Here is a 20,195-nt window from a genome sequence, read left to right on the forward strand (position 1 = left end):
TTAAGTTGTTGCTTGTATTGTATAGCTTATTTAGCCTGAAAGAATCTCACCTCCCCAGATATTGTATCCATTCAAACCGGTTGATTGTACCCGAATCATAGTTTGGACAGGCACCTATACTTTGCGTAACAAAAGCACTCAATGTTGCTGCGAAACTCATGGTCTCTTCTATACTGATTTCGGTACTGTTACGCATCCTTTTGGATAAAAAGGCTGCCAGAAAAGAATCTCCGCTTCCGATAGTATCTTTCACATCAACCAGATAAGCAGGGAAATGATACCTCATTGATCCTTGCCCTGCATGATATACAGCCCCTGCGGCTCCATACGTCACGATCACCTCCCCTATAGCATACTGTTGCATCAGTTTTTCAACCAATTGGCTGTCGCTATCACTTCCCGGAAGTTTTAGCCACTCCGCAATGATACCCAACTCCTCTCTATTCATCTTCACCAGATCAGCATAACCCAATAGCTCCAGTACGCGTACTTCAGAATAAAACGGTGCCCTCAGGTTGACATCCATGACTCTGTATTTGGATACCTTCAAAAGATGCTTCAATGTATTATAGGAGATTTCGTGCCGGGAAGAGAGGCTTCCAAAAACCATAAAGTCTACTTTTTGGATAACTTCGAGATCAGACTCCTGTAGTTGAATATAATCCCATGCAACAGGGTACACTATCTCATAGTTTACCTCCTTGTGTTCATCGATACGTACCTCTACGATAGATGTTGCATGTACTTCATCCACTTGAAATAGTTTTGTAGGCACACCTAATGCACGACATAACTTGATCAGTTCATCTCCATTCTTATCTTTCCCTATCCGTGTAAGCATACGCGTCTCTATACCCAGCTTATTGAGATGATAAGCGACATTCAAAGGAGCGCCTCCAAGTTTTTTTCCTGTCGGCAGGTTATCCCACAACACTTCACCAAAACAGATCCCTTTAATTGCTAACTGTTCTATTTTCATACTCAATGTAAATTAATGGTCTGATCCATATTTTCTAAAGATGTTCCTTTGGTTTCAGGCATCATGCGGAGCACAAATACCAATTGCAAGACCATAAAGCCTGCAAAAATGAGAAAGGTATATCCTCCGCCCAAAAACTCTGTCAAAGCTGGAAAACAAAATGTAATCAAAGCTGCCATTACCCAATGAGTAAGGCTCCCTATAGTCTGCCCCTTTGCCCGAACCTCATTAGGAAATATCTCGGAAATAAACACCCAAATGACTGCCCCCTGTGAGAAGGCAAAAAATGCGATATACAGCATCAGATAAAAAGTAATGGAAAGCCCTTCCGTATGCCCTGAAAAAAAAGCGAATGATACCAATCCCAAAGCTAAGATCAGTCCTACAGAGCCGACCAGCATCAGCTTGCGCCGACCTATGCGGTCGATAAAGTTTATAGCCAATAAGGTGAATATGAAATTGACAAGTCCTATTCCCACTGTGGAGAGCAGCGAACTTTGTGCTCCAAGACCTGACATTTCAAATATCCGAGGAGCGTAATATATAATAGCATTAATGCCCGACACCTGATTGAATACGGCAAATAATATGGCTAGCATCAAAGGTTTACGATAGTGTCTGGAAAACAAAGATGCAGTGTCTTGTCCTGACAGCTGAGTGGCCTGGCGGTTGTCGAGAATACGCAGAACCTCTTCTTCATAATTATCTGCGTTTATTTTTTTCATAATAGATTCAGCCTCTTCGCGCTTGTCACTATGTAACAATAGCCACCTCGGACTCTCGGGAATGAAGAATATCAGGATAAAGAATAATGCAGCAGGAAAAGCCTGTATTCCCAGCATCCACCGCCATGATTCTTCACCCCATTGACCAATGAGATAGTTGGATAGATAGGCGATCACAATACCGAGTACCACATTGAATTGGAACAACCCAACCAGCTTGCCCCTTGATCTGGCAGGAGATATCTCTGTGATGTATATAGGGGCGGTGACAGAAGATACTCCTACCCCAATTCCTCCAAGGAAACGAAATATCATAAACAGAGACCAATCCTGAGCTATTGCAGTACCAAGGGCAGAGAAAAAGTATAGAAGTGCAACAGCAAACAAAGTATTTTTTCGGCCAAATCTATCGGAAGGTAAAGCCCCTAAAGCAGCTCCCACTACCGTGCCAATCAAAGCAATGGCCATCGTGAGTCCATGCTCGAATTCAGTCAGATTCCAAAATACCTGTACGGCCTTTTCTGCACCTGAAATGACTGCTGTATCAAATCCAAATAAAAAACCACCCAAGGCCACTACAAATGACCAGGCCAAAACCATGTTTTTGTTCATATTACTTTTATAATTGATTAGTAACAAATTTAGATGGGCAGCAAGGTCATGTGTATAAAAATTCATAACAAAATGAATAAAATTTGTTACACAGCAGAAAACAACTTCAACTAACTGATTATAAGTAAATTAAAATTTATTATAAAAGAATGAGTTCGTGATTATTGAACAAAAAATTTCATTTCTGATTCATTTTTGCATTTGAATTTAATAGGGTATTTTTAACACTAAGTATATGACATTAATTGTCAAAAAGCAAAAAAATGTATATTGCCCTTCGTTTATCACAAATCAGTCATGCCTAAAAGTTTAATATACCTGTTCATCCTGTCCATGTTATTATACATCTCCTGCCAGCGACAAGAGAGTAAGCGAAAGTATACAATTGCATTCTCTCAATGTATTGGGTCGGATTCCTGGAGACAAACCATGCTACAGGAAATGAAGCGTGAACTTAGTTTTCATCCGGAAGTAACATTTTTGTATTCCGATGCACAAGGTAACAGCCAACAACAGATTAAACAAATAGAGTCCTTCTTAAAGCAAGATATAGACTTACTGATCGTATCGCCCAATGAGGCCGATCCGCTCACTCCTATTGTCAATTCCATTTACCAACACAATATTCCGGTCATCGTCACCGATCGAAAGACTTCCTCCAACTTATATAATGCTTATGTAGGAGCAGACAACGTAGCTATTGGTAATTTGGCAGGTAAATATATAGGCAACATACTTAATGGCAAAGGCAACATAGCTCTAATAACCGGACTAAAAGGCACTTCAGCTTCTATGGAACGGGAGAAAGGATTAAGGGAATCCCTGAGAGATTTTCCTCGCATAAAGATCAGTACTGTATTAGAAGGGCAATGGGATAGAGAAAAAGCACAAGCCATAGCACGTACTCATATTGAAGAGCTGGAAAGAAATGATCTTATCTTTGCCTTTAACGACCAGATGGCATTAGGATTACGGGAGAGCTTACAGCAACAAAATAAAGCACATAAAAAAACTATTATTGGTGTAGATGCCCTTCCCGGTCCGGGCAATGGTTTGGAGCAGATTACGAAGGGAAATCTGCAGGCATCTATGCTCTACCCTACTGGTGGGGCTGAAGCAATACGCACAGCCATGGCTATACTTCTAAAGAGACCCTACCAGCGTGACAATCTGTTAGGCACACTGGTCATTGATAGCAGCAATGCAAATCTCATGGCATTACAATCTGAGAAAATTGAGCTTCAACAGGCTGATATTGATCGACAGCAAGTATTGATGAGTGAACAGAGCAAGATCTACAATGATCAAAAGACCATTCTTAATGTTGTGATTATCAGCCTCGTCTTAGCTGTTGTATTTGGAGGATTATCCGTCATTGTTATTAAGAGCAACTGGAACAAAAATAAACATCTGGAAAGCCAGAATACAGAAATTTTACAACAACAACAGCAACTCATTGAGATGAGCTTACAGGTCAAAGAGTCATCTGAAGCACGCAGTAATTTTTTTACTAATGTATCGCACGAGTTCAAGACACCACTGACTTTGATCCTGGCTCCCGTAGACGAGCTATTAAAAGAAAAAGGGATCTCTAAAGACAATAAAGAGCAACTTCAGCGCATCCAGCGAAGTGCACACAAACTACTCAAACTTGTAAGCGAATTGATTGATATTCACAAGATATCCAAATCCAAAATTAAATTACAGTCTGCTTCCGTAAAAGTAGACCACTTTATGCACCAGATAATCACCTCCTTTAAACCGCTTTCTACCAAACACAGAATATCACTTTCTTATACTAACAGAGCCCAAATCAAAGAACTTTGGTTTGACGAATATCTAATGGAGCAAGTGATGTCCAATTTATTGTCAAATGCCTTTAAGTTTACTGAAAAAAATGGAAAGATTGATATCATTCTAGAACGCAATACTTTTGGAGATCATGTGTATTTACGTATCATAGACAATGGTCGCGGCATTAGTCCTGAGCATCTGGATCATGTATTTGATCCTTTTTATCAGGTTGGGTATAGTCCTAATGGATCAGGAATAGGACTTTCCTATGTACAAGAGATCGTCACCCTTCACCATGGCCTGATTACTGTAAGCAGTAAAGTCAATGAAGGCTCCTGCTTTACAATACGTCTGCCAATAGGTCATGCACATCTCAAAGATGCCGAACGTCGACAAGCGGCTATACCTGCAGCTTCAATGAGTAATCAGACTTTGCTCATTGACAATGATAACCCCAGATTTATTGAGGAGGAAGTCAGTTTCATTTCAGGCAAACTGCCTAGCATACTTCTGATAGACGATCACGCTGACATTAGGCTATTTCTAAAAGAACTCTTAAAGTCTGAGTATAACATCTATACAGCAGATAACTATGATCGTGCTGTACAGTTAGCTATCAATAAACTTCCTGATTTGATTGTATGTGACGTAATGCTTCCATACAAAAGCGGAATAGATATATTAAACCGTCTTAAGTTTGATGCACAGACCTCACATATCCCTATCGTACTCCTCACAGCCATAGATTCGGATGAAGGCAAGATTGCAGGACTCAAGGCCATGGCAGATGCCTATTTGACAAAGCCATTCAGTGCTGATCATATAAAGGCGGTAATCGAAAACCTACTCTATCTCCGTAGAGAACTAAAGGAACGATATATCAGCGAAATCGAAATTGCGGCTGAGTTTGCTGACCGCAATCATTCAGAACAGGACAAACGCTTCCTGAATAATCTTTCGGCAATTGTAGAGACTCGTCTATCCAACGCAAAGTTAAGTGTAGAAGATATCAGTACAGAACTCAATATGTCTCGAGTACAACTCTATCGAAAGGTGAAGACTCTGCTTCAATGCAGCATCAACGAATATCTCTTGCAAAGAAGACTCAAAAAAGCCAAACATCTCATCCTCGAAGGATTTAACATTAATGAAATTGCTGAAAAGGTGGGTTTTTCATCTTCAGCCTATTTTACATCGACTTTTAAGAAACGTTTCGGAATGACTCCTACCAATTTCAAGAGAGAAAAAATTAAGTAAAAGCAGACTATCATGTAGTATAATATAGATAGGTACATACTATCTGTTTTATTTGATGCATTAAATCATTTATGCTAAATTTAGCATATGCAACTACACACGATTGATACCGGTTTTTTTAAACTTGATGGTGGCGCCATGTTCGGCGTCGTTCCAAAATCCCTTTGGCAACGTACAAATCCTGCAGATGAAAAGAACTTATGTACCTGGGCTACCCGTCTCTTACTGATAGAAGACGGATCCAGATTAATACTGGTCGATACAGGATTAGGAGACAAACAGGATGCGAAGTTCTTTGGTCACTACGATCTGCATGGAGATGATACACTGGACAAGTCATTAGCCAGACACGGGTACAACAGACAGGATATCACAGATGTATTTCTTACACACCTCCATTTTGATCATTGCGGAGGTGCCATCACCAGGGACGGAGATAAGCTGATCCCCTCCTTTGCAAATGCAACGTACTGGAGCAATGAAAAGCACTGGAACTGGGCTACAGTTGATCCGAATCCACGGGAAAAAGCGTCTTTTCTGGCTGAAAATATACTTCCCATACAGGCGAGCGGACAGCTGAAATTTATCGAAGAAGGACAAGCGCTTACAGAACACATAGACATCCGCATAGCCAACGGACATACAGAAGCTATGATGCTGCCGCAGATACGGTACAAAGGAAAAACAATCCTGTACATGGCCGATCTTCTCCCCTCTGTAGGTCATATACCTATTCCCTATGTGATGAGTTATGATGTACGCCCGCTCACAACAATGCAAGAGCGCAAAAGTTACTGGGAAGAGATTGCTGATCAGGAATATATTCTGTTTCTGGAACACGATCCTGTGAATGAATGCTGTACACTGCAGCATACTGAGAAAGGAATACGATTGAAAGATACCTTCCGTCTTTCGGATATTTAAAAACAAAAAAAGGCAGAAGATACTTTCCGGAATATCTTCTGCCTTTGATCCTTTAGGATTGTTCCTAGAACCGGAATCCCAGAACCCAATAATTTTCGAAGAACCAGATGCCTTGCTGTGCTTTATCTACTCCTCTCCTTCCTGTAGTGCGGATATTCGTCAACTCCGTATAGCCAGTTTTAAAACTACCTTGCAGATACAGACCTTTGTAAAAACGATACTGCAATCCAACCTTTGCAGCTCCACCGTATCCGGCAATATTCCAGAAATGATTAGCGCCTTCACCGAAAAGATGTACATCTGAACGGGGAATAAGCAAACCGGCCTCTACCCCAGATTCCATTGTCAGCACCTGTTTGCCCTGTCTGTTGACAATTATATCATCGTAGCGTTCCAGTCCCAGAGCAGCAAAGTTATAACCATCCGTATGTTCAAAAGTTAACATACTGGAGTCTACAGTGATCATCTCACCGTTGTAACTACCGGCTTTATCTCCCGTAGGAATACCCGGTGAAGAGATTTCAGGATCAATAAAACCTGAAATTTTAACTCTTTGCGGAATATCCACTACATATTTCATATGATCCCATCCCAAAGAAAGAGAATAGTTATCCTTTATAAAATAACCAAAATGAAAATTAAACTGAGGAATAGTCAGACGTCCCGGATCCAGATAAGTCATCGAAAGTTTCGTCGGTCGGTCTCCGGCCTTTACATCGTGTAGTGTAAAGTTGTATCCGGGTCCTTTGAACGTAATATCAGACTTGGCATAGGAAGAAAAGTTATACCCCCAATGAACGAATATCTTTCCTTTATTACTTTCTGTCCTTGAATATTTTGTTTTAAAAATGCTTTTACCTATTTCTGAATTTCTATCTCCCATTTCCTGGGCAGATACCGATGACAAGCATAATGCAGCGGCAGTTAACGACAATAATATTTTTCTCATTGTTATAATAAAAAACCTGGCACAAAAGTACCAGGCTGTAAAAGTATAAGCAAATAAACTAATTTATCTTGCTTGATTTTGACGAATGATGTTCAATGCACCGCCGGCTTTGAACCAGCCGATCTGTTGTTCATTGTACGTATGGTTTGCCAGAATCTCTTCCTGCGTACCATCTTCATGGTGAAGCACCAATGTCAAAGGAGTATTTGGAGCGAATGTAGTCAGACCGATGATATCGATAGTATCGTTTTCACGGATTTTATCGTAATCTTCTTTATTTGCAAAAGTTAGTCCCAACATACCTTGTTTTTTCAGGTTAGTCTCATGAATACGTGCAAAAGATTTCACCAGTACTGCACGTACCCCCAGATGACGAGGTTCCATTGCAGCATGTTCACGTGAAGAACCTTCACCATAGTTTTCATCACCTACAACGATAGAGCCTATACCTGCAGCTTTATAATCACGTTGAGTAGCCGGAACCGGACCATATGCGCCTGTCAGCTGATTTTTAACAGAGTCTGTTTTTTCATTGAAGTAGTTTACAGCTCCGATCAGCATATTATTAGAGATATTGTCCAGGTGACCACGGTATTTTAACCATGGACCCGCCATAGAGATATGGTCAGTTGTACATTTACCTTTAGCTTTGATCAACAGTTTCAATCCTTTAAGATCTGTGCCTTCCCATGCCGCGAATGGCTCCAGTAACTGAAGACGATCAGATTCAGGACTTACAGCTACTACTACTGATGAACCATCAGCAGCCGGAGCCTGATATCCCGGATCATCTACTGCAAATCCTTTAGTTGGCAATTCATCCCCAACAGGAGGATCCAGTTTCACCTGCTCACCTTTACTGTTAGTCAGTGTATCTGTCAGCGGATTGAAGCCCAGATCACCCGAGATTGCGATAGCCGCAACCATTTCAGGAGATGTTACAAATGCAAACGTGTTAGGATTACCATCCGCACGTTTAGCAAAGTTACGGTTGAAAGAGTGTACAATTGTATTTTTCTCTTGCTTGTCAGCTCCTACACGATCCCACATACCGATACAAGGACCGCAGGCATTGGTAAATATGGTCGCATTCAACTCTTCAAACGTCTGCAACAAACCATCACGGTCTGCTGTAAAGCGCACCTGCTCTGATCCCGGATTAATACCGAACTCAGCTTTTGTAACCAGTCCTTTATCTACGGCTTGTTTAGCAATAGAAGCAGCTCTGGATAAATCTTCGTAAGAAGAGTTGGTACATGATCCGATCAGTCCCCATTCTACTGTCAAAGGCCATCCGTTTTTCTGAGCCTCTTCACGCATACGTGAAATAGGGGTATACAAATCCGGAGTGAACGGACCGTTAAGACTTGGCTCCAGTTCAGAAAGATTGATTTCGATTACCTGATCAAAATAAGTTTCAGGATCTGCATATACTTCCGCATCAGCTGTAAGATGTTCTTTAATTGTATTTGCGGCATCAGCTACCTCAGCACGATCAGTGGCACGTAAGTAACGCTCCATAGATTCATCGTAACCGAAAGTAGAAGTAGTCGCGCCGATCTCAGCCCCCATATTACAGATGGTACCTTTACCTGTACAAGACATAGAAGTAGCACCTTCACCGAAATATTCTACAATAGCGCCTGTACCACCTTTTACAGTAAGGATACCCGCTACCTTCAGAATCACATCTTTTGGAGATGTCCATCCGCTAAGTTTGCCTGTTAATTTTACACCGATAAGTTTTGGGAATTTAAGCTCCCATGGCAATCCGGCCATTACATCACATGCATCAGCACCACCGACACCAATAGCGATCATACCCAGACCTCCGGCATTTACCGTATGAGAGTCTGTACCGATCATCATACCACCCGGAAAAGCATAGTTCTCCAATACAACCTGGTGGATGATACCTGCACCCGGTTTCCAGAAACCAATACCATATTTATTTGATACAGAACTTAAGAAATTGAAAACTTCCGAACTTTCTTGTTTTGCACGGGTCAAATCCTTTTCTGCGCCTTCTTTAGCCTGGATCAGGTGATCACAGTGTACTGTAGAAGGTACCGCTACTTTAGGACGTCCCGCCTGCATAAACTGCAACAAGGCCATTTGAGCTGTTGCATCCTGCATCGCAACACGATCCGGAGCAAAATCAACGTAAGAATTTCCGCGTTCATATGCCTGAGAAGCATTACCGTCCCATAAGTGAGCATACAAAATTTTCTCAGATAACGTCAAAGGTTTATTCACCACTTTACGAGCCGCAGTGATACGCTCGTCATATTGGCTGTATACCTTTTTAATCATTTCTATATCAAAAGCCATTTGTTTATTATTTTAATTTACTTCAACAGAAATGCTTACCGAAATAAGCTTTATTTAAAATTTGCACAAAAATACAAAATTTCATAGCCAAATATGACTTTTAAGCCCCTTCAGCCTAATTTGGAAAAATTCTAAACAATTTCTAAAGCATGCCGGATGAAAACACAAAGAGTTTATTATCAAATCATTACAACAAACACACCCTTAACACAGTCGAAATCAATTTTATCACTTCAAAGTAATTAATCATTAACGCTGCCTCCATTCATAAAAAAAGAGCCATTTCCGGAGAAAGGCTCTTTCACTAATCTTTTCTGTTGCAGGCTTATATCTGCTGCAATTGCGGATCAACAGCTTTAAGATCGGCAATAGTCTGCGTCGGATTTTCAGCTGCAAAAACCGAACTTCCGGCAACCAGTACATCAGCTCCTGCACGTAGTAATGCACCAATATTCTGATGCCCTACTCCCCCATCTATTTCGATCAGCAGATTATCGTTGACTCCTGCTGCCAGCATACGCAGTTCTTTTATTTTATTGTAAGTCTGTTCTATAAATTTCTGTCCCCCAAATCCCGGATTTACAGACATCAGACAGACCAGATCAATATCGTGAATAACGTCTTTCAACAAAGAGACAGGAGTATGCGGATTTAGCGCCACACCGGCCTTACATCCCAATTCCTTAATCGCAGCAAGCGTTCTGTGCAGATGCGTACATGCTTCATAATGAACAGTAATGACAGCAGCACCTGAATCTTTACATACTTTGAGGTAACGATCCGGATCAACGATCATCAGATGTACATCCAATGGCTTTGTTGCGTGTTTAGCAATAGCCTGCATAACCGGAAATCCAAATGAAATATTGGGAACGAATACACCATCCATGATATCAATGTGAAACCAATCTGCTTCACTGTTGTTTACCATTTGAATATCATCATACAGTTTGGCGAAATCTGCTGCAAGCACCGAAGGTGCAATAAGGTGTTTTTGAAGAGACATTAATTCTATAATTTTATTATATCGCACAAAGATACGGAAGTCTGCAGGATATCCGAATCTTTAATCAAAAAACTGAATATTAGAAGACAAACCCAAACCTGAATCTCCGAAAGACTCAAATATTAATTACATTTGTTTCTAAATAAAGCAAATTGACATCCTGTGGCGAGATTAAAAATTAAATATCAACGAGAACAATCAGAGAAAAATGCAATATTGATCAAGTATGGAATGGTCTTGCTGACTATTGTACTGATCTGCATATTTTTACCTAAGCAACCCCGATTCCGTTATGAATTTGAAAAAGGTAAAGTATGGAATCACGACAACCTGATCTCTCCTTATAATTTTGCAGTTCTGAAGACGCAGGAAGAGCTTAATCTCGATCGCAAAAATATCCTGCATACCATACAGCCTATTTATAATCTGAGTGTCAGCACGGCCAAGGAGCAGATAGATCAGTTCAATACTGATCTGGCCGAAAAGTGGCAGACCGGTCAGATGGACTCGCTCAAAGATAATATGGCCGATTACAGAGCTGTCGGTTCGGATCTGCTTGCCCGTATTTACGCTAAAGGAGTCATATCCCTGAATAACCGCTATCAAAACAGAGATGGAGACAGCGGCAATACTTCTGATGCAGCCAAGCAATACAACTTTACGCTCGTCAGCGACAATATCGCTCAGCAGAAAAACACCATAGACAGTTACACGATCGAGACGGCCTATAATTATATCGAATTGTCTCTATCCAGAATGGGTAAGATCACACATAAAAAGTGGTTGCTGGAACTCCTGAAAAATTACATCACGATCAATTATATTTTCAATGAGAATCTGACCAATAAAATGGAACAGACAGCTCTGGCGAATATCTCGACGACAAGGGGGGTAGTCCAAAAAGGAGAATTGATAGCAGAGAAAGATAAAATCATCAACAATGAAACCTACCAGCGTCTGGAATCTCTGCGTAAGGTGTATGAAGATGAAGCCAAAATCAGCGGTAATCAGAATTATGTAGTTCTGGGCCAGTTTATGATTATCTCCCTCTGTATTACCTTGCTGATGGTGTTCCTGTATTTCTTCCGCAAGGATATATACTACAACAACAGGTTGCTGACCATTATATTTATCGTTATTATCTCCATGTTGGGTGTCCTTTCCTGGTGTGTCAATCTCAAAATTCCAAGTCTCTACTACATTCCGTACTGTGGCGTACCGATCATCATACGGATCTTATTTGATACCCGTGTAGCCCTGAATATACACCTGCTGATGGTGCTTATTGCAGCCTTATTTGTGCCTAACAGTTACGAATTCGTGTTTCTTCAGTTTGTGACCGGAATGGTATCCATTTACAGCATCAAGACCCTGGTGAAACGTGAACAATTTCTGATTTCCAGTCTTATTATATTAGCCACTTATCTGGTTGCCTATATTGGCCTTGGCCTGACCCGTAACGGATCCTTCAGCAATATCTACTGGAGCGAAATCGCACCTTTTATTGTGAGTGTGGGTCTTACCTTGCTGGCCTATCCGCTGATATACGCCTTTGAACGCCTGTTTGGTATTGTCTCAGACCTTACGCTGATGGAACTGACCAACAGTAATTCCAAGTTATTGCGGGAACTGTCGCTGAAAGCTCCGGGAACTTTCCAACATTCACTACAGGTAGCCAATCTGGCTGAAGCGGCTATTTATAAGATTGGCGGGAATCCGCTTATGGTGAGAGCAGGCGCTTTATACCATGATGTGGGTAAGATGATCAATCCGCAATATTTTATCGAAAATCAGATCTCAGGGCATAATCCCCATGACGAACTTACTCCTGAGCAGAGCGCACAGGTCATTATATCACACGTGCTCAAAGGAATCGAAATAGCACGTAAAAATCTGCTTCCTGAAGTAGTGGTAGATTTTATCAAAACACATCATGGTACGACGAGGGTAGATTATTTTTATAATATGTTTCTCAAGAATAATCCGGACAAGCTGGTAGACGAATCCATGTTTCGTTATCCGGGACCCATCCCCTTTTCGAAAGAAACAGCTGTGCTGATGATGGCCGATTCGGTAGAAGCTGCTTCACGCAGTATGAAGGAGCATACCGAACAATCTATTAATGACCTGGTCGATAAAATTATCGATCATAAAGTAGCACAACGCCAGTTTATCGACAGTAATATTACAATGAAAGATATTACCGAAGCCGCACGCATATTTAAGTCCATGTTGAAGAGTATTTACCATGTACGCATCGATTACGATCTGAGCAAAAAAAAATCTGATTAATTATATTTTAGAAACAAATTGAACCTCAGAAGTTTATTTAAAAGCTCTTTATTTTTTTTCAAAAAAAGCATTTAGAGGCTTTGCAGAATGAAATATTAGCGTTATGTTTGCATCGTTGAAACACGGAGAGGTGCCTGAGTGGCCGAAAGGAACAGTTTGCTAAACTGTCGTACTGGAAACGGTACCGCGGGTTCGAATCCCGCCCTCTCCGCACAACATTAAAAAAGAGTCCAATGCAAATTGGACTCTTTTTTTGTATACTCAATCTTTTTTTATCTTACAGAATTATTATCTAGATTGCTGCAATCGAGGAATAAGAATCCGCAGACATGAAAACAGCATTTGACATCATCAAAAAGGTAATAGAAAAACAACAGGCAATTACCGCAAGAATCGTACTTTTAGTAATGAGCAAATAAAACACATAATATGATCAAATATAATTTTCAATACCGTATTTACTTTCGGCGGTCTTTACAGGTTGTCCTCACGGCATTGGCCTTTCTCTGTATGGGTAGCGTAACCTTCGCCCAACAAAAAGATATGATTATACGCATTTCAGAAATCGAGATACATCCACAACATTTGGAAGAATACAAAGCGATCCTGAAATACGAAGCGGAGGCATCCGTAAGGCTGGAGACGGGCGTTATTGCCATCTTCCCGATGTACCAAAAGGATAATGCTGCCCAGGTGCGGATATTGGAAATGTACAAAGACCAAAAAGCCTATCAGTCGCATTTGAAGACCGAACATTTCCAGAAGTACAAGACAAGCACGCTGCACATGGTCAAGTCGTTGAAGCTAATGGATATGGAAGCGATCGACCTGGAAGCTGCATCCGGTATTTTCAGGAAGTTAAAAGAATAGCATTAAATTAAAGCTGATACCTTTCTTTTTTAAATGAATTTCTAACTGTTTAAGCGTATTTCAAACAAAACGAAACTGATAGCCCCAGTTCCGTCTATTTTTAATAAAATCAATAATGGAAAGATAAATAGGTACATTTGGGATATAATTCACGAATTAAATCATGCAGGTACTCCCAGCAGAAGTGTTAGCTCCCTATATCAAACATTATCTTTTCCTGGAAAATGTGGGTGATCCGCATAAAACACTTCGTCTGTTTTCTGATGGTAATACTGGAATTGTATTTCTTCTCGAACAAGTTCATTTAACGACAGACCATAGCCAACATCTACCCTCTTCATTTTTGTATGGTCAGATCAGTAATTTTCAAGATCTTGCATTGACGGAACAGGCATCCTTTATTATTATCGTATTCCAGCCGGACGGACTATACAAATTGCTGGGGATCTCCGCCCGTGAATTAAAAGAACAGATTGTTTCCACTCACGATGTATTTGGACAGCCGGCACAAAAACTCTACGACAGCCTTCGACATCTTAAACAGTCAACGGAAAAAGTAAATGCATTAAACACATTCTTCTACGAATTAGCCATTAAAAGCAAGTCTCCGGGTCATACTTTACTTTCATCGGCATTACAACATATTACTCATCACAAAGGCCTGGTGACTGTTGAACAACTTGTCCGCTATAGCGGCTATACCGAGCGACACGTAGAAAGGATATTTGCGGAACAGGTCGGAATGAGTCCAAAAAAATTTGGCAGTATCGTCCAGCTCCACTCCTTTTTGAAGTTGCTTCGCACTAAAACTCCAGAAACCAGTTTGACTACGATTTGCTATCAATCGGGATATTTTGATCAGTCCCATCTCATAAAAGCATTTAAAAAATATACAGGTATCACACCTACTGAATATCTGAACAGCACAAATAGACTCGCCGTAAATTTTATGGAAATTATAGACAGTCCTGACCAGATGTCGGGTTTGTACAATTTTACCTAACGGCCTTGAATTAGTTTTGTCGGTAGATCAATCAAAGAGATATGGACAAATTAAAAATTGCAACGGCACAGTTTGAGCATAAAAGTGCAGATAAGGCTTATAATCTGGCTGTCATCGAGCAACTGGCAAAAGAGGCAGCATCCCAGGGCGCTGACGTGATTGCCTTCCATGAATGTTCTATTACAGGTTACACTTTTGCGCGAAATTTAGATAAGCAGCAAATGCTTGCTATTGCCGAACGTGTTCCCGACGGTGAAAGTACCCGTCAGCTGATCGCTATAGCGGCCAGATATGACATCATCATTCTTGCGGGTTTGTTTGAAAAGGATGAAAATGACAATTTATACAAGCCTTACATCTGTGTAGACAAAAATGGCTTAATTGCAAAACACCGGAAGCTGCACCCTTTTATCAATCCCCACTTAACAGCAGGACAGAACTATACTATTTTTGAAATTAAAGGATGGAAATGCGGTATTTTGATTTGCTATGATAACAATGTTATTGAGAATGTACGTGCCACAAAATTATTGGGAGCTGATATTATCTTTATGCCACATGTGACCATGTGCACACCTTCATCCAGACCAGGAGCAGGTTTTGTAGATCCTCAGCTTTGGCAAAACCGTGAAAACGATCCGACCTCCTTACGTCTGGAATTTGAGGGAATGAAAGGACGCAGCTGGCTCATGAAATGGTTACCGGCCCGGGCCTATGACAATTCAGTTTATGTCGTTTTCTCAAACCCTATCGGTATGGATGACGATCAGTTAAAAAATGGCTGTTCTATGATTTTAGATCCATTCGGGGATATTCTGGCCGAATGCCATACGTTTGACGATAGTTTTGTCACTGCAATACTCACGCCTGAAAAACTAAGACAGGCCGGTGGAAATCGCTATATCAACGCCCGACGCCCCGATCTCTACCGTGATATTATCGGTCAGCAACATGAACCAACGCAAAAAGTAGTCTGGTTACATTCCGACAATAGTTAATGAACATACCCGTTCAGATTCAAAAAATCAATAAAAGATAAAGCCCGTCTCTTTCGTCGGACGGGCTTTATTTACAGACAATAATTTGCTTCAAATGACTGACAAAAAACGAAGCTTACTGTTCTACGATTTTCAGTTTCTGTCCATCAGCAGTCGAGGCAATCTTTCCCATATAGGTTCCTGATGACAAATCAGATAGAAAAAAATTTACTTTGATCGCTTAGCTTCTATATAAGCCAGATTGTAATACTTGTTTGGCTGAAGGTAAATGTTGCTATCCTGAAAATCTAAAAAAACATTAAACCGCTTTAAGACTTCGTTTCCTAACACATGAATGTCCTTTTCTTTAAAAGGCTTGTTGGCGTTAGCTATTTGTGCGGGGATATTTTTTAAGGTGTGACGGCCGATTTTCAAAGTGCTCAGATTAGCCGTCACCACCGGGATTTCATTGCCCTGTGCACCTTTCATCAGCACACGTTTTATTTCTTTCATTTTTTTGTAAGGAAATTTTTGGGCAGACAAAAGATCACTGTTCAGCATCAGAGTTCGTTGATATCCGGTATCAAATAATATAGTGTCCGTTACCGTTACACCGCTGTGTCGGAGGCGTGTTTCCATAAAAAACAACTCCTTATAGAAAACTATATTATGCTTTGAATAGGTTTTATCTTTATTTACGGCTACCGGCAATTGATTATGTACGACCATGATACCTTTGTCATAATTAAGCTCAACAGCTTTGCCTTTAAATAAATCCCAACCAAAACGTCCGTCAGTTCCGTGCCCGCTCAATTGCGCATCATACACTTTGGTTGTGTACAGATTATGGCCGAGTTCTAATGGATAAGCGGTATTGTAAAGATTAATTTTTGATTTAAGCTTTGTTGCCATCGTATTGTTGGTTAAAACAAGCTCAGTAGTACCGGTATCAAAATTAAGATTAAGTGTATCTATTTTATTAAATACTCCTTTTACCGAAATGGTGTTTTGCTCATTAATGGCAAGCATCAATGTATCGCTTTCTGATTTATATTGTGCAAATGATGGAGTAGCAAACAATGCTGTTAAAATCGTGATGATACTAATTTTTTTCATGTAGGATATTTAATATTGATTAGAGGTAAATGTAGCAATTTCCATCAAAATTAAAATTTTCCCGTCATCGAAGAATTAAAACCTGATAAAATAAATTATTCAGGCTATGACACTCTCTTCGCTGCCCTTATTCTTTACGTTTCTTTTCGGGATTACGAGGGCAGTGACCCATACAGATAACAGCTGAAATTTATAAATTCTTTAGAAGCGAGGGAGGCTCTTAATAATATTCTGGCATAAGTAAATCTTTTATCTTACTTTTTTTTTATGTTTATTAGCATCTATCATGCAAGGGCATTATCTAGAATGCAACCATCAAGGGATTAGAATATTCTGGAGTTGATTCGGAAATGTTGAAGCATTATACTGAGGGCATGTGAGACTATCCCCTCCGAATAGGATTCAATAGATAATTTTTTAGGTATTGTCTGAACTTTATTTTTGAAAACTGTAGTTTTATACAAAAAATTCCCTTTTAAAGAAAATGGTTTCCCGTAATTCTAAAAAAAACTATCTTCATATTTTTAGCAAAACCTTACTATTAAATAGTCCAAAGTTACATGAATCAAACATAAATAGATATGAGAACAATAGAAGCAATTAAACCCGGTCCAAAACCAAAAAAAGAAGATGGAACTCCTGACAAAAGAAGAAGAGTCACTCCCGAAAAAAAACAAAAACACCCTGACCTAAAACCTCATGAACACAAGCCTGGTGATCAGAAGTAAGTAGTTTAATTTTTTTTAGACAGGAAAATATCAAAATTCATTGGATTACATTGACAGAAACTTCTAACATATGTTTCTTTTCACCAACCACCTCAAGTCGACAAGCTCTTCTTGAGGTGGTATTTTCACAACTATGCGTTATTACATTGCTTAGGCTGCAATAACCTCTTCGCTATCCCTATTCTTTACGTTTCTTTTCCGAATTACGAGGGCAGTGACCCATACAGATAACAAAATCAGCAGAATACATATTTTAGTGGTATTCATTTCAGGGAAAAAGTTATTAAGCGAATGAATAGCCGATACAGCAAGTAAAGAGAATGTATTGTCCGCTACTTTTGCAATTCCCCAGGATCCCAACACCAGAATTCCGAAAAACAACAAATTGGAAGAGGTCAGATCAAAATTCAGATGCCAGATAAACCATAATGTGGCCACCAGTAGAATATTCAAAAATTCAGGCAAAGGTTTTAGTTCACGCTGCAAAAATCCACGCCAGCCTATCTCTTCCAAGAGTCCGTATATTAAAATGGCGGAAATAGCGGCAAAGGAAACCGTACCTTTTGAAAAATATTCAACTCCTAAAATTAAAACGATTGGAAGCCCCCAGTATAAGAGAAAAGGAATGAGTATGCTTTTGTAATTTCCTTTGAGAGTCAATACAGGTTTTATCTTAAAGACGTAAAATACGACCAGAGCTCCGACAGCAGGACCTACACCTTGCAGCAATACTTTAATAAAACTACTGGATATATGCTCTAATAAATCTGTTTTATTGGTCAGATAACGAAGTGCAACAGCTACAACATAAAAAGTTAAAACAGCTAAATAATTGACTTTATTTTTCATTTTTTATCGGTTTGAATACGGTTTCAAAAGTAGAGATATGATTCCGCTAAAAAATTGACGATAGATAAGAAATGATAATCAGGCTATTTTTTTTCTGATTCTGCTCAGACTTTCAGCGGTAATCCCAAGATAAGAGCAGATAATCTTCAAAGATGTTCTTTGAAAGACTTCAGGACGTTCCTTTACCAGTTTCAGGTATCTTTCCGTTGGAGAAAGTGTCAGCAAATTTATCTGTTCAGATTGTTTGCGTATAAACATAGCATCTGAAATAGCTTTGCCAATAAAAATCCCTGTCGAAGACCGTAAATACAAGGCATGTAAATCCGCAAAGTTTATGGACCAGATTACAGACGCTTCCAGAGCCATGGTCTTGATAACAGTTGATGACTGCGTCAGAAATGACAGATAATCACTGAAAATCTGCTTCTCATAATAAAGATTGATACACACTTCTTTTTCTCCTGATAAAACAAAGTGAGCAGCTGAACCGGAAATCAGAATATTGATATACTTTTCTGTTTTATGATAATCTTTTATGATTTCATTCTTATCAAATGTGCGGAGCTGTACACATTTTGCAAATTCTGTCCAGATATGAATATCAGCTTTGTAAAACGGATCGAATATTTCCTTAATTTTTTCGGCTGTAGGTTGTTCCATAGTTAAATAAATTCTGACTGTTAGATTCGTCAGAATATGTTGCAAATATAACAGCCATAAACGAATTTACATCCCCATATGGCCAATACATTATATAAGTTGTCTATATATGTTACGTAAGTGAGATAGCTATGTCTCATCTGAATTAAAAAGAAAAGCCCACTCTTAAAGCGGGCTTCCTAATTTTATTGAAGAAGACTTTTACTCTTTTTAATTCAGGACTTTTGTTAAGTCAACAAGTTCAAAGTTTTTATCAACCTCAAAAAGCTGTCTGAATATAGCTGCGTGTCCTGTACCCACAAGAACAAAAATACTTTTTGTATCCGGCTTTAACTGGTTTTGGATATTAGAATACATTATTAAATTTCTTTTATACCAGTCAGTAACCAGATTTGAACCAAAATAATCGTTATTGATCATTACTTTATTAGCAAATGAAATATAAAAACCAAGATTATTATCCAATTTTGATTTTTCATTCATGCATAAAAAGATCTCCCTCAAATTACTTTTTTCTAAACAATTATCAGATAACGAAGTTTTTATTGAATCAAACTCTTTTTTCAACTTAGGATTTGAATTCACCTCTTTTAACAAGATGTCAAACCTCATTTCAATTAAACTATCAATAGGATACAATTCCTGATGTTTCAACTTTTTCGCTAACCGATATCCCAATTGGAAAGTTTCACCTTCAGTGTAATACCTTTTCGTCCGCTCCCGTTTTATCGTATCTGTGAACTTATGGTACTGATTTTTCAGGTAAGATTGGTAATTCGTATTCAGTTCTTGCTTTGTGCTGAAATAGCTCTCTACAAATATTTGATCAGGTTTATAAACAGATGCACTGATTTTTTCAACCAGGTTGTCTAAATCCTTTTGGTTTTCTTCAGATAAGATATTTCGCTCTTTATGTTTTATCATGTCACTACCAGGATTATTGAAATGATAAGTTCCTAATAAAATGACTTTTACTTTTTCCTGAGCTGATACAAATGAAAGTTGAAAAAGGAATAAAAAAAAGATTAAGGAAATTTTGCGCATGTTTTGTTTTTTATGTTTCATTTAAAATTGGTCACGAAGATACAGAATAAACACATTTAATCAAGAAGACCATATCTTT

Annotated in this window: 16 protein-coding genes and 1 tRNA gene; 8 read left to right on the forward strand and 9 right to left on the reverse strand. The window is 39.3% G+C overall.

All coding sequences use genetic code 11. From position 1 onward, the window contains the following. Window positions 1–46: 46 nt before the first annotated feature. Window positions 47–979 (reverse strand): carbohydrate kinase family protein, encoded by a 933-nt coding sequence (locus tag I6J03_RS21520; RefSeq protein WP_003006224.1) that lies wholly within the window; start codon window positions 977–979, stop codon window positions 47–49. A 2-nt stretch (window positions 980–981) separates the two neighbouring features. Next, the gene (locus I6J03_RS21525; protein ID WP_039990004.1) at window positions 982–2,316 is read right to left on the reverse strand and encodes a sugar porter family MFS transporter; all 1,335 of its coding nucleotides are present in this window, start codon (window positions 2,314–2,316) and stop codon (window positions 982–984) included. Window positions 2,317–2,649: 333 nt separating this feature from the next. On the opposite strand from I6J03_RS21525, the gene I6J03_RS21530 reads away from it, so the two are divergent. Together I6J03_RS21530 and I6J03_RS21535 are read left to right on the forward strand one after the other, a co-directional pair. Beyond that, window positions 2,650–5,367 carry a hybrid sensor histidine kinase/response regulator transcription factor gene (locus I6J03_RS21530; protein WP_201693981.1) on the forward strand — a complete coding sequence of 906 codons (2,718 nt, stop codon included), beginning with the start codon at window positions 2,650–2,652 and terminating at the stop codon, window positions 5,365–5,367. Window positions 5,368–5,454: 87 nt separating this feature from the next. Beyond that, window positions 5,455–6,291: an MBL fold metallo-hydrolase gene (locus I6J03_RS21535; protein ID WP_003006240.1), complete on the forward strand. Its 837-nt coding sequence runs from the start codon at window positions 5,455–5,457 to the stop codon at window positions 6,289–6,291. A gap of 64 nt (window positions 6,292–6,355) precedes the next feature. Here the strand turns inward: I6J03_RS21535 and I6J03_RS21540 are convergent, their stop codons facing one another. From I6J03_RS21540 to rpe, 3 genes are all read right to left on the reverse strand, one after another. Beyond that, entirely contained in the window at window positions 6,356–7,240 is an 885-nt protein-coding gene (locus I6J03_RS21540; protein WP_002994757.1) for a hypothetical protein, read from the reverse strand. A gap of 63 nt (window positions 7,241–7,303) precedes the next feature. Then, a complete protein-coding gene (locus I6J03_RS21545; protein WP_003006243.1) occupies window positions 7,304–9,571 on the reverse strand; it encodes an aconitate hydratase in 2,268 nt (755 codons plus the stop codon). A 325-nt stretch (window positions 9,572–9,896) separates the two neighbouring features. Further along, window positions 9,897–10,577, reverse strand: a complete 681-nt coding sequence (rpe, locus tag I6J03_RS21550; protein ID WP_003006245.1) for a ribulose-phosphate 3-epimerase — start codon at window positions 10,575–10,577, stop codon at window positions 9,897–9,899. A 162-nt stretch (window positions 10,578–10,739) separates the two neighbouring features. Here rpe and I6J03_RS21555 point away from each other — a divergent pair, with 162 nt between their 5' ends. From I6J03_RS21555 to I6J03_RS21575, 5 genes are all read left to right on the forward strand, one after another. Next, window positions 10,740–12,869: an HD family phosphohydrolase gene (locus I6J03_RS21555; RefSeq protein WP_201693984.1), complete on the forward strand. Its 2,130-nt coding sequence runs from the start codon at window positions 10,740–10,742 to the stop codon at window positions 12,867–12,869. A 124-nt stretch (window positions 12,870–12,993) separates the two neighbouring features. Continuing rightward, window positions 12,994–13,080 (forward strand) — tRNA-Ser (locus tag I6J03_RS21560). A gap of 218 nt (window positions 13,081–13,298) precedes the next feature. Then, window positions 13,299–13,739 carry a putative quinol monooxygenase gene (locus I6J03_RS21565; RefSeq protein WP_157600430.1) on the forward strand — a complete coding sequence of 147 codons (441 nt, stop codon included), beginning with the start codon at window positions 13,299–13,301 and terminating at the stop codon, window positions 13,737–13,739. A 163-nt stretch (window positions 13,740–13,902) separates the two neighbouring features. After that, window positions 13,903–14,742: a helix-turn-helix transcriptional regulator gene (locus I6J03_RS21570; protein ID WP_003006252.1), complete on the forward strand. Its 840-nt coding sequence runs from the start codon at window positions 13,903–13,905 to the stop codon at window positions 14,740–14,742. 41 nt (window positions 14,743–14,783) lie between these two features. Then, entirely contained in the window at window positions 14,784–15,740 is a 957-nt protein-coding gene (locus tag I6J03_RS21575; protein ID WP_003006255.1) for a nitrilase family protein, read from the forward strand. 207 nt (window positions 15,741–15,947) lie between these two features. Here the strand turns inward: I6J03_RS21575 and I6J03_RS21580 are convergent, their stop codons facing one another. Further along, on the reverse strand, window positions 15,948–16,835 hold the full coding sequence (locus I6J03_RS21580; RefSeq protein WP_003006258.1) for an aspartyl protease family protein: 888 nt from the start codon (window positions 16,833–16,835) through the stop codon (window positions 15,948–15,950). 581 nt (window positions 16,836–17,416) lie between these two features. Here I6J03_RS21580 and I6J03_RS21585 point away from each other — a divergent pair. Beyond that, window positions 17,417–17,563, forward strand: coding sequence for a hypothetical protein (locus I6J03_RS21585; RefSeq protein ID WP_003006261.1), 147 nt, complete (start codon window positions 17,417–17,419; stop codon window positions 17,561–17,563). A gap of 150 nt (window positions 17,564–17,713) precedes the next feature. Here I6J03_RS21585 and I6J03_RS21590 read toward each other — a convergent pair whose 3' ends face one another. From I6J03_RS21590 to I6J03_RS21600, 3 genes are all read right to left on the reverse strand, one after another. Continuing rightward, window positions 17,714–18,412: a CPBP family intramembrane glutamic endopeptidase gene (locus I6J03_RS21590; protein ID WP_003006265.1), complete on the reverse strand. Its 699-nt coding sequence runs from the start codon at window positions 18,410–18,412 to the stop codon at window positions 17,714–17,716. A gap of 78 nt (window positions 18,413–18,490) precedes the next feature. Next, window positions 18,491–19,072 carry a Crp/Fnr family transcriptional regulator gene (locus tag I6J03_RS21595; RefSeq protein ID WP_003006268.1) on the reverse strand — a complete coding sequence of 194 codons (582 nt, stop codon included), beginning with the start codon at window positions 19,070–19,072 and terminating at the stop codon, window positions 18,491–18,493. Window positions 19,073–19,282: 210 nt separating this feature from the next. Next, window positions 19,283–20,116 (reverse strand): DUF5694 domain-containing protein, encoded by an 834-nt coding sequence (locus tag I6J03_RS21600; protein ID WP_198137106.1) that lies wholly within the window; start codon window positions 20,114–20,116, stop codon window positions 19,283–19,285. Between the last annotated feature and the right edge of the window lie 79 nt (window positions 20,117–20,195).

The organism is Sphingobacterium spiritivorum (assembly GCF_016724845.1).
In the GTDB taxonomy this organism is placed as follows: Bacteria; Bacteroidota; Bacteroidia; order Sphingobacteriales; family Sphingobacteriaceae; genus Sphingobacterium; species Sphingobacterium spiritivorum_A.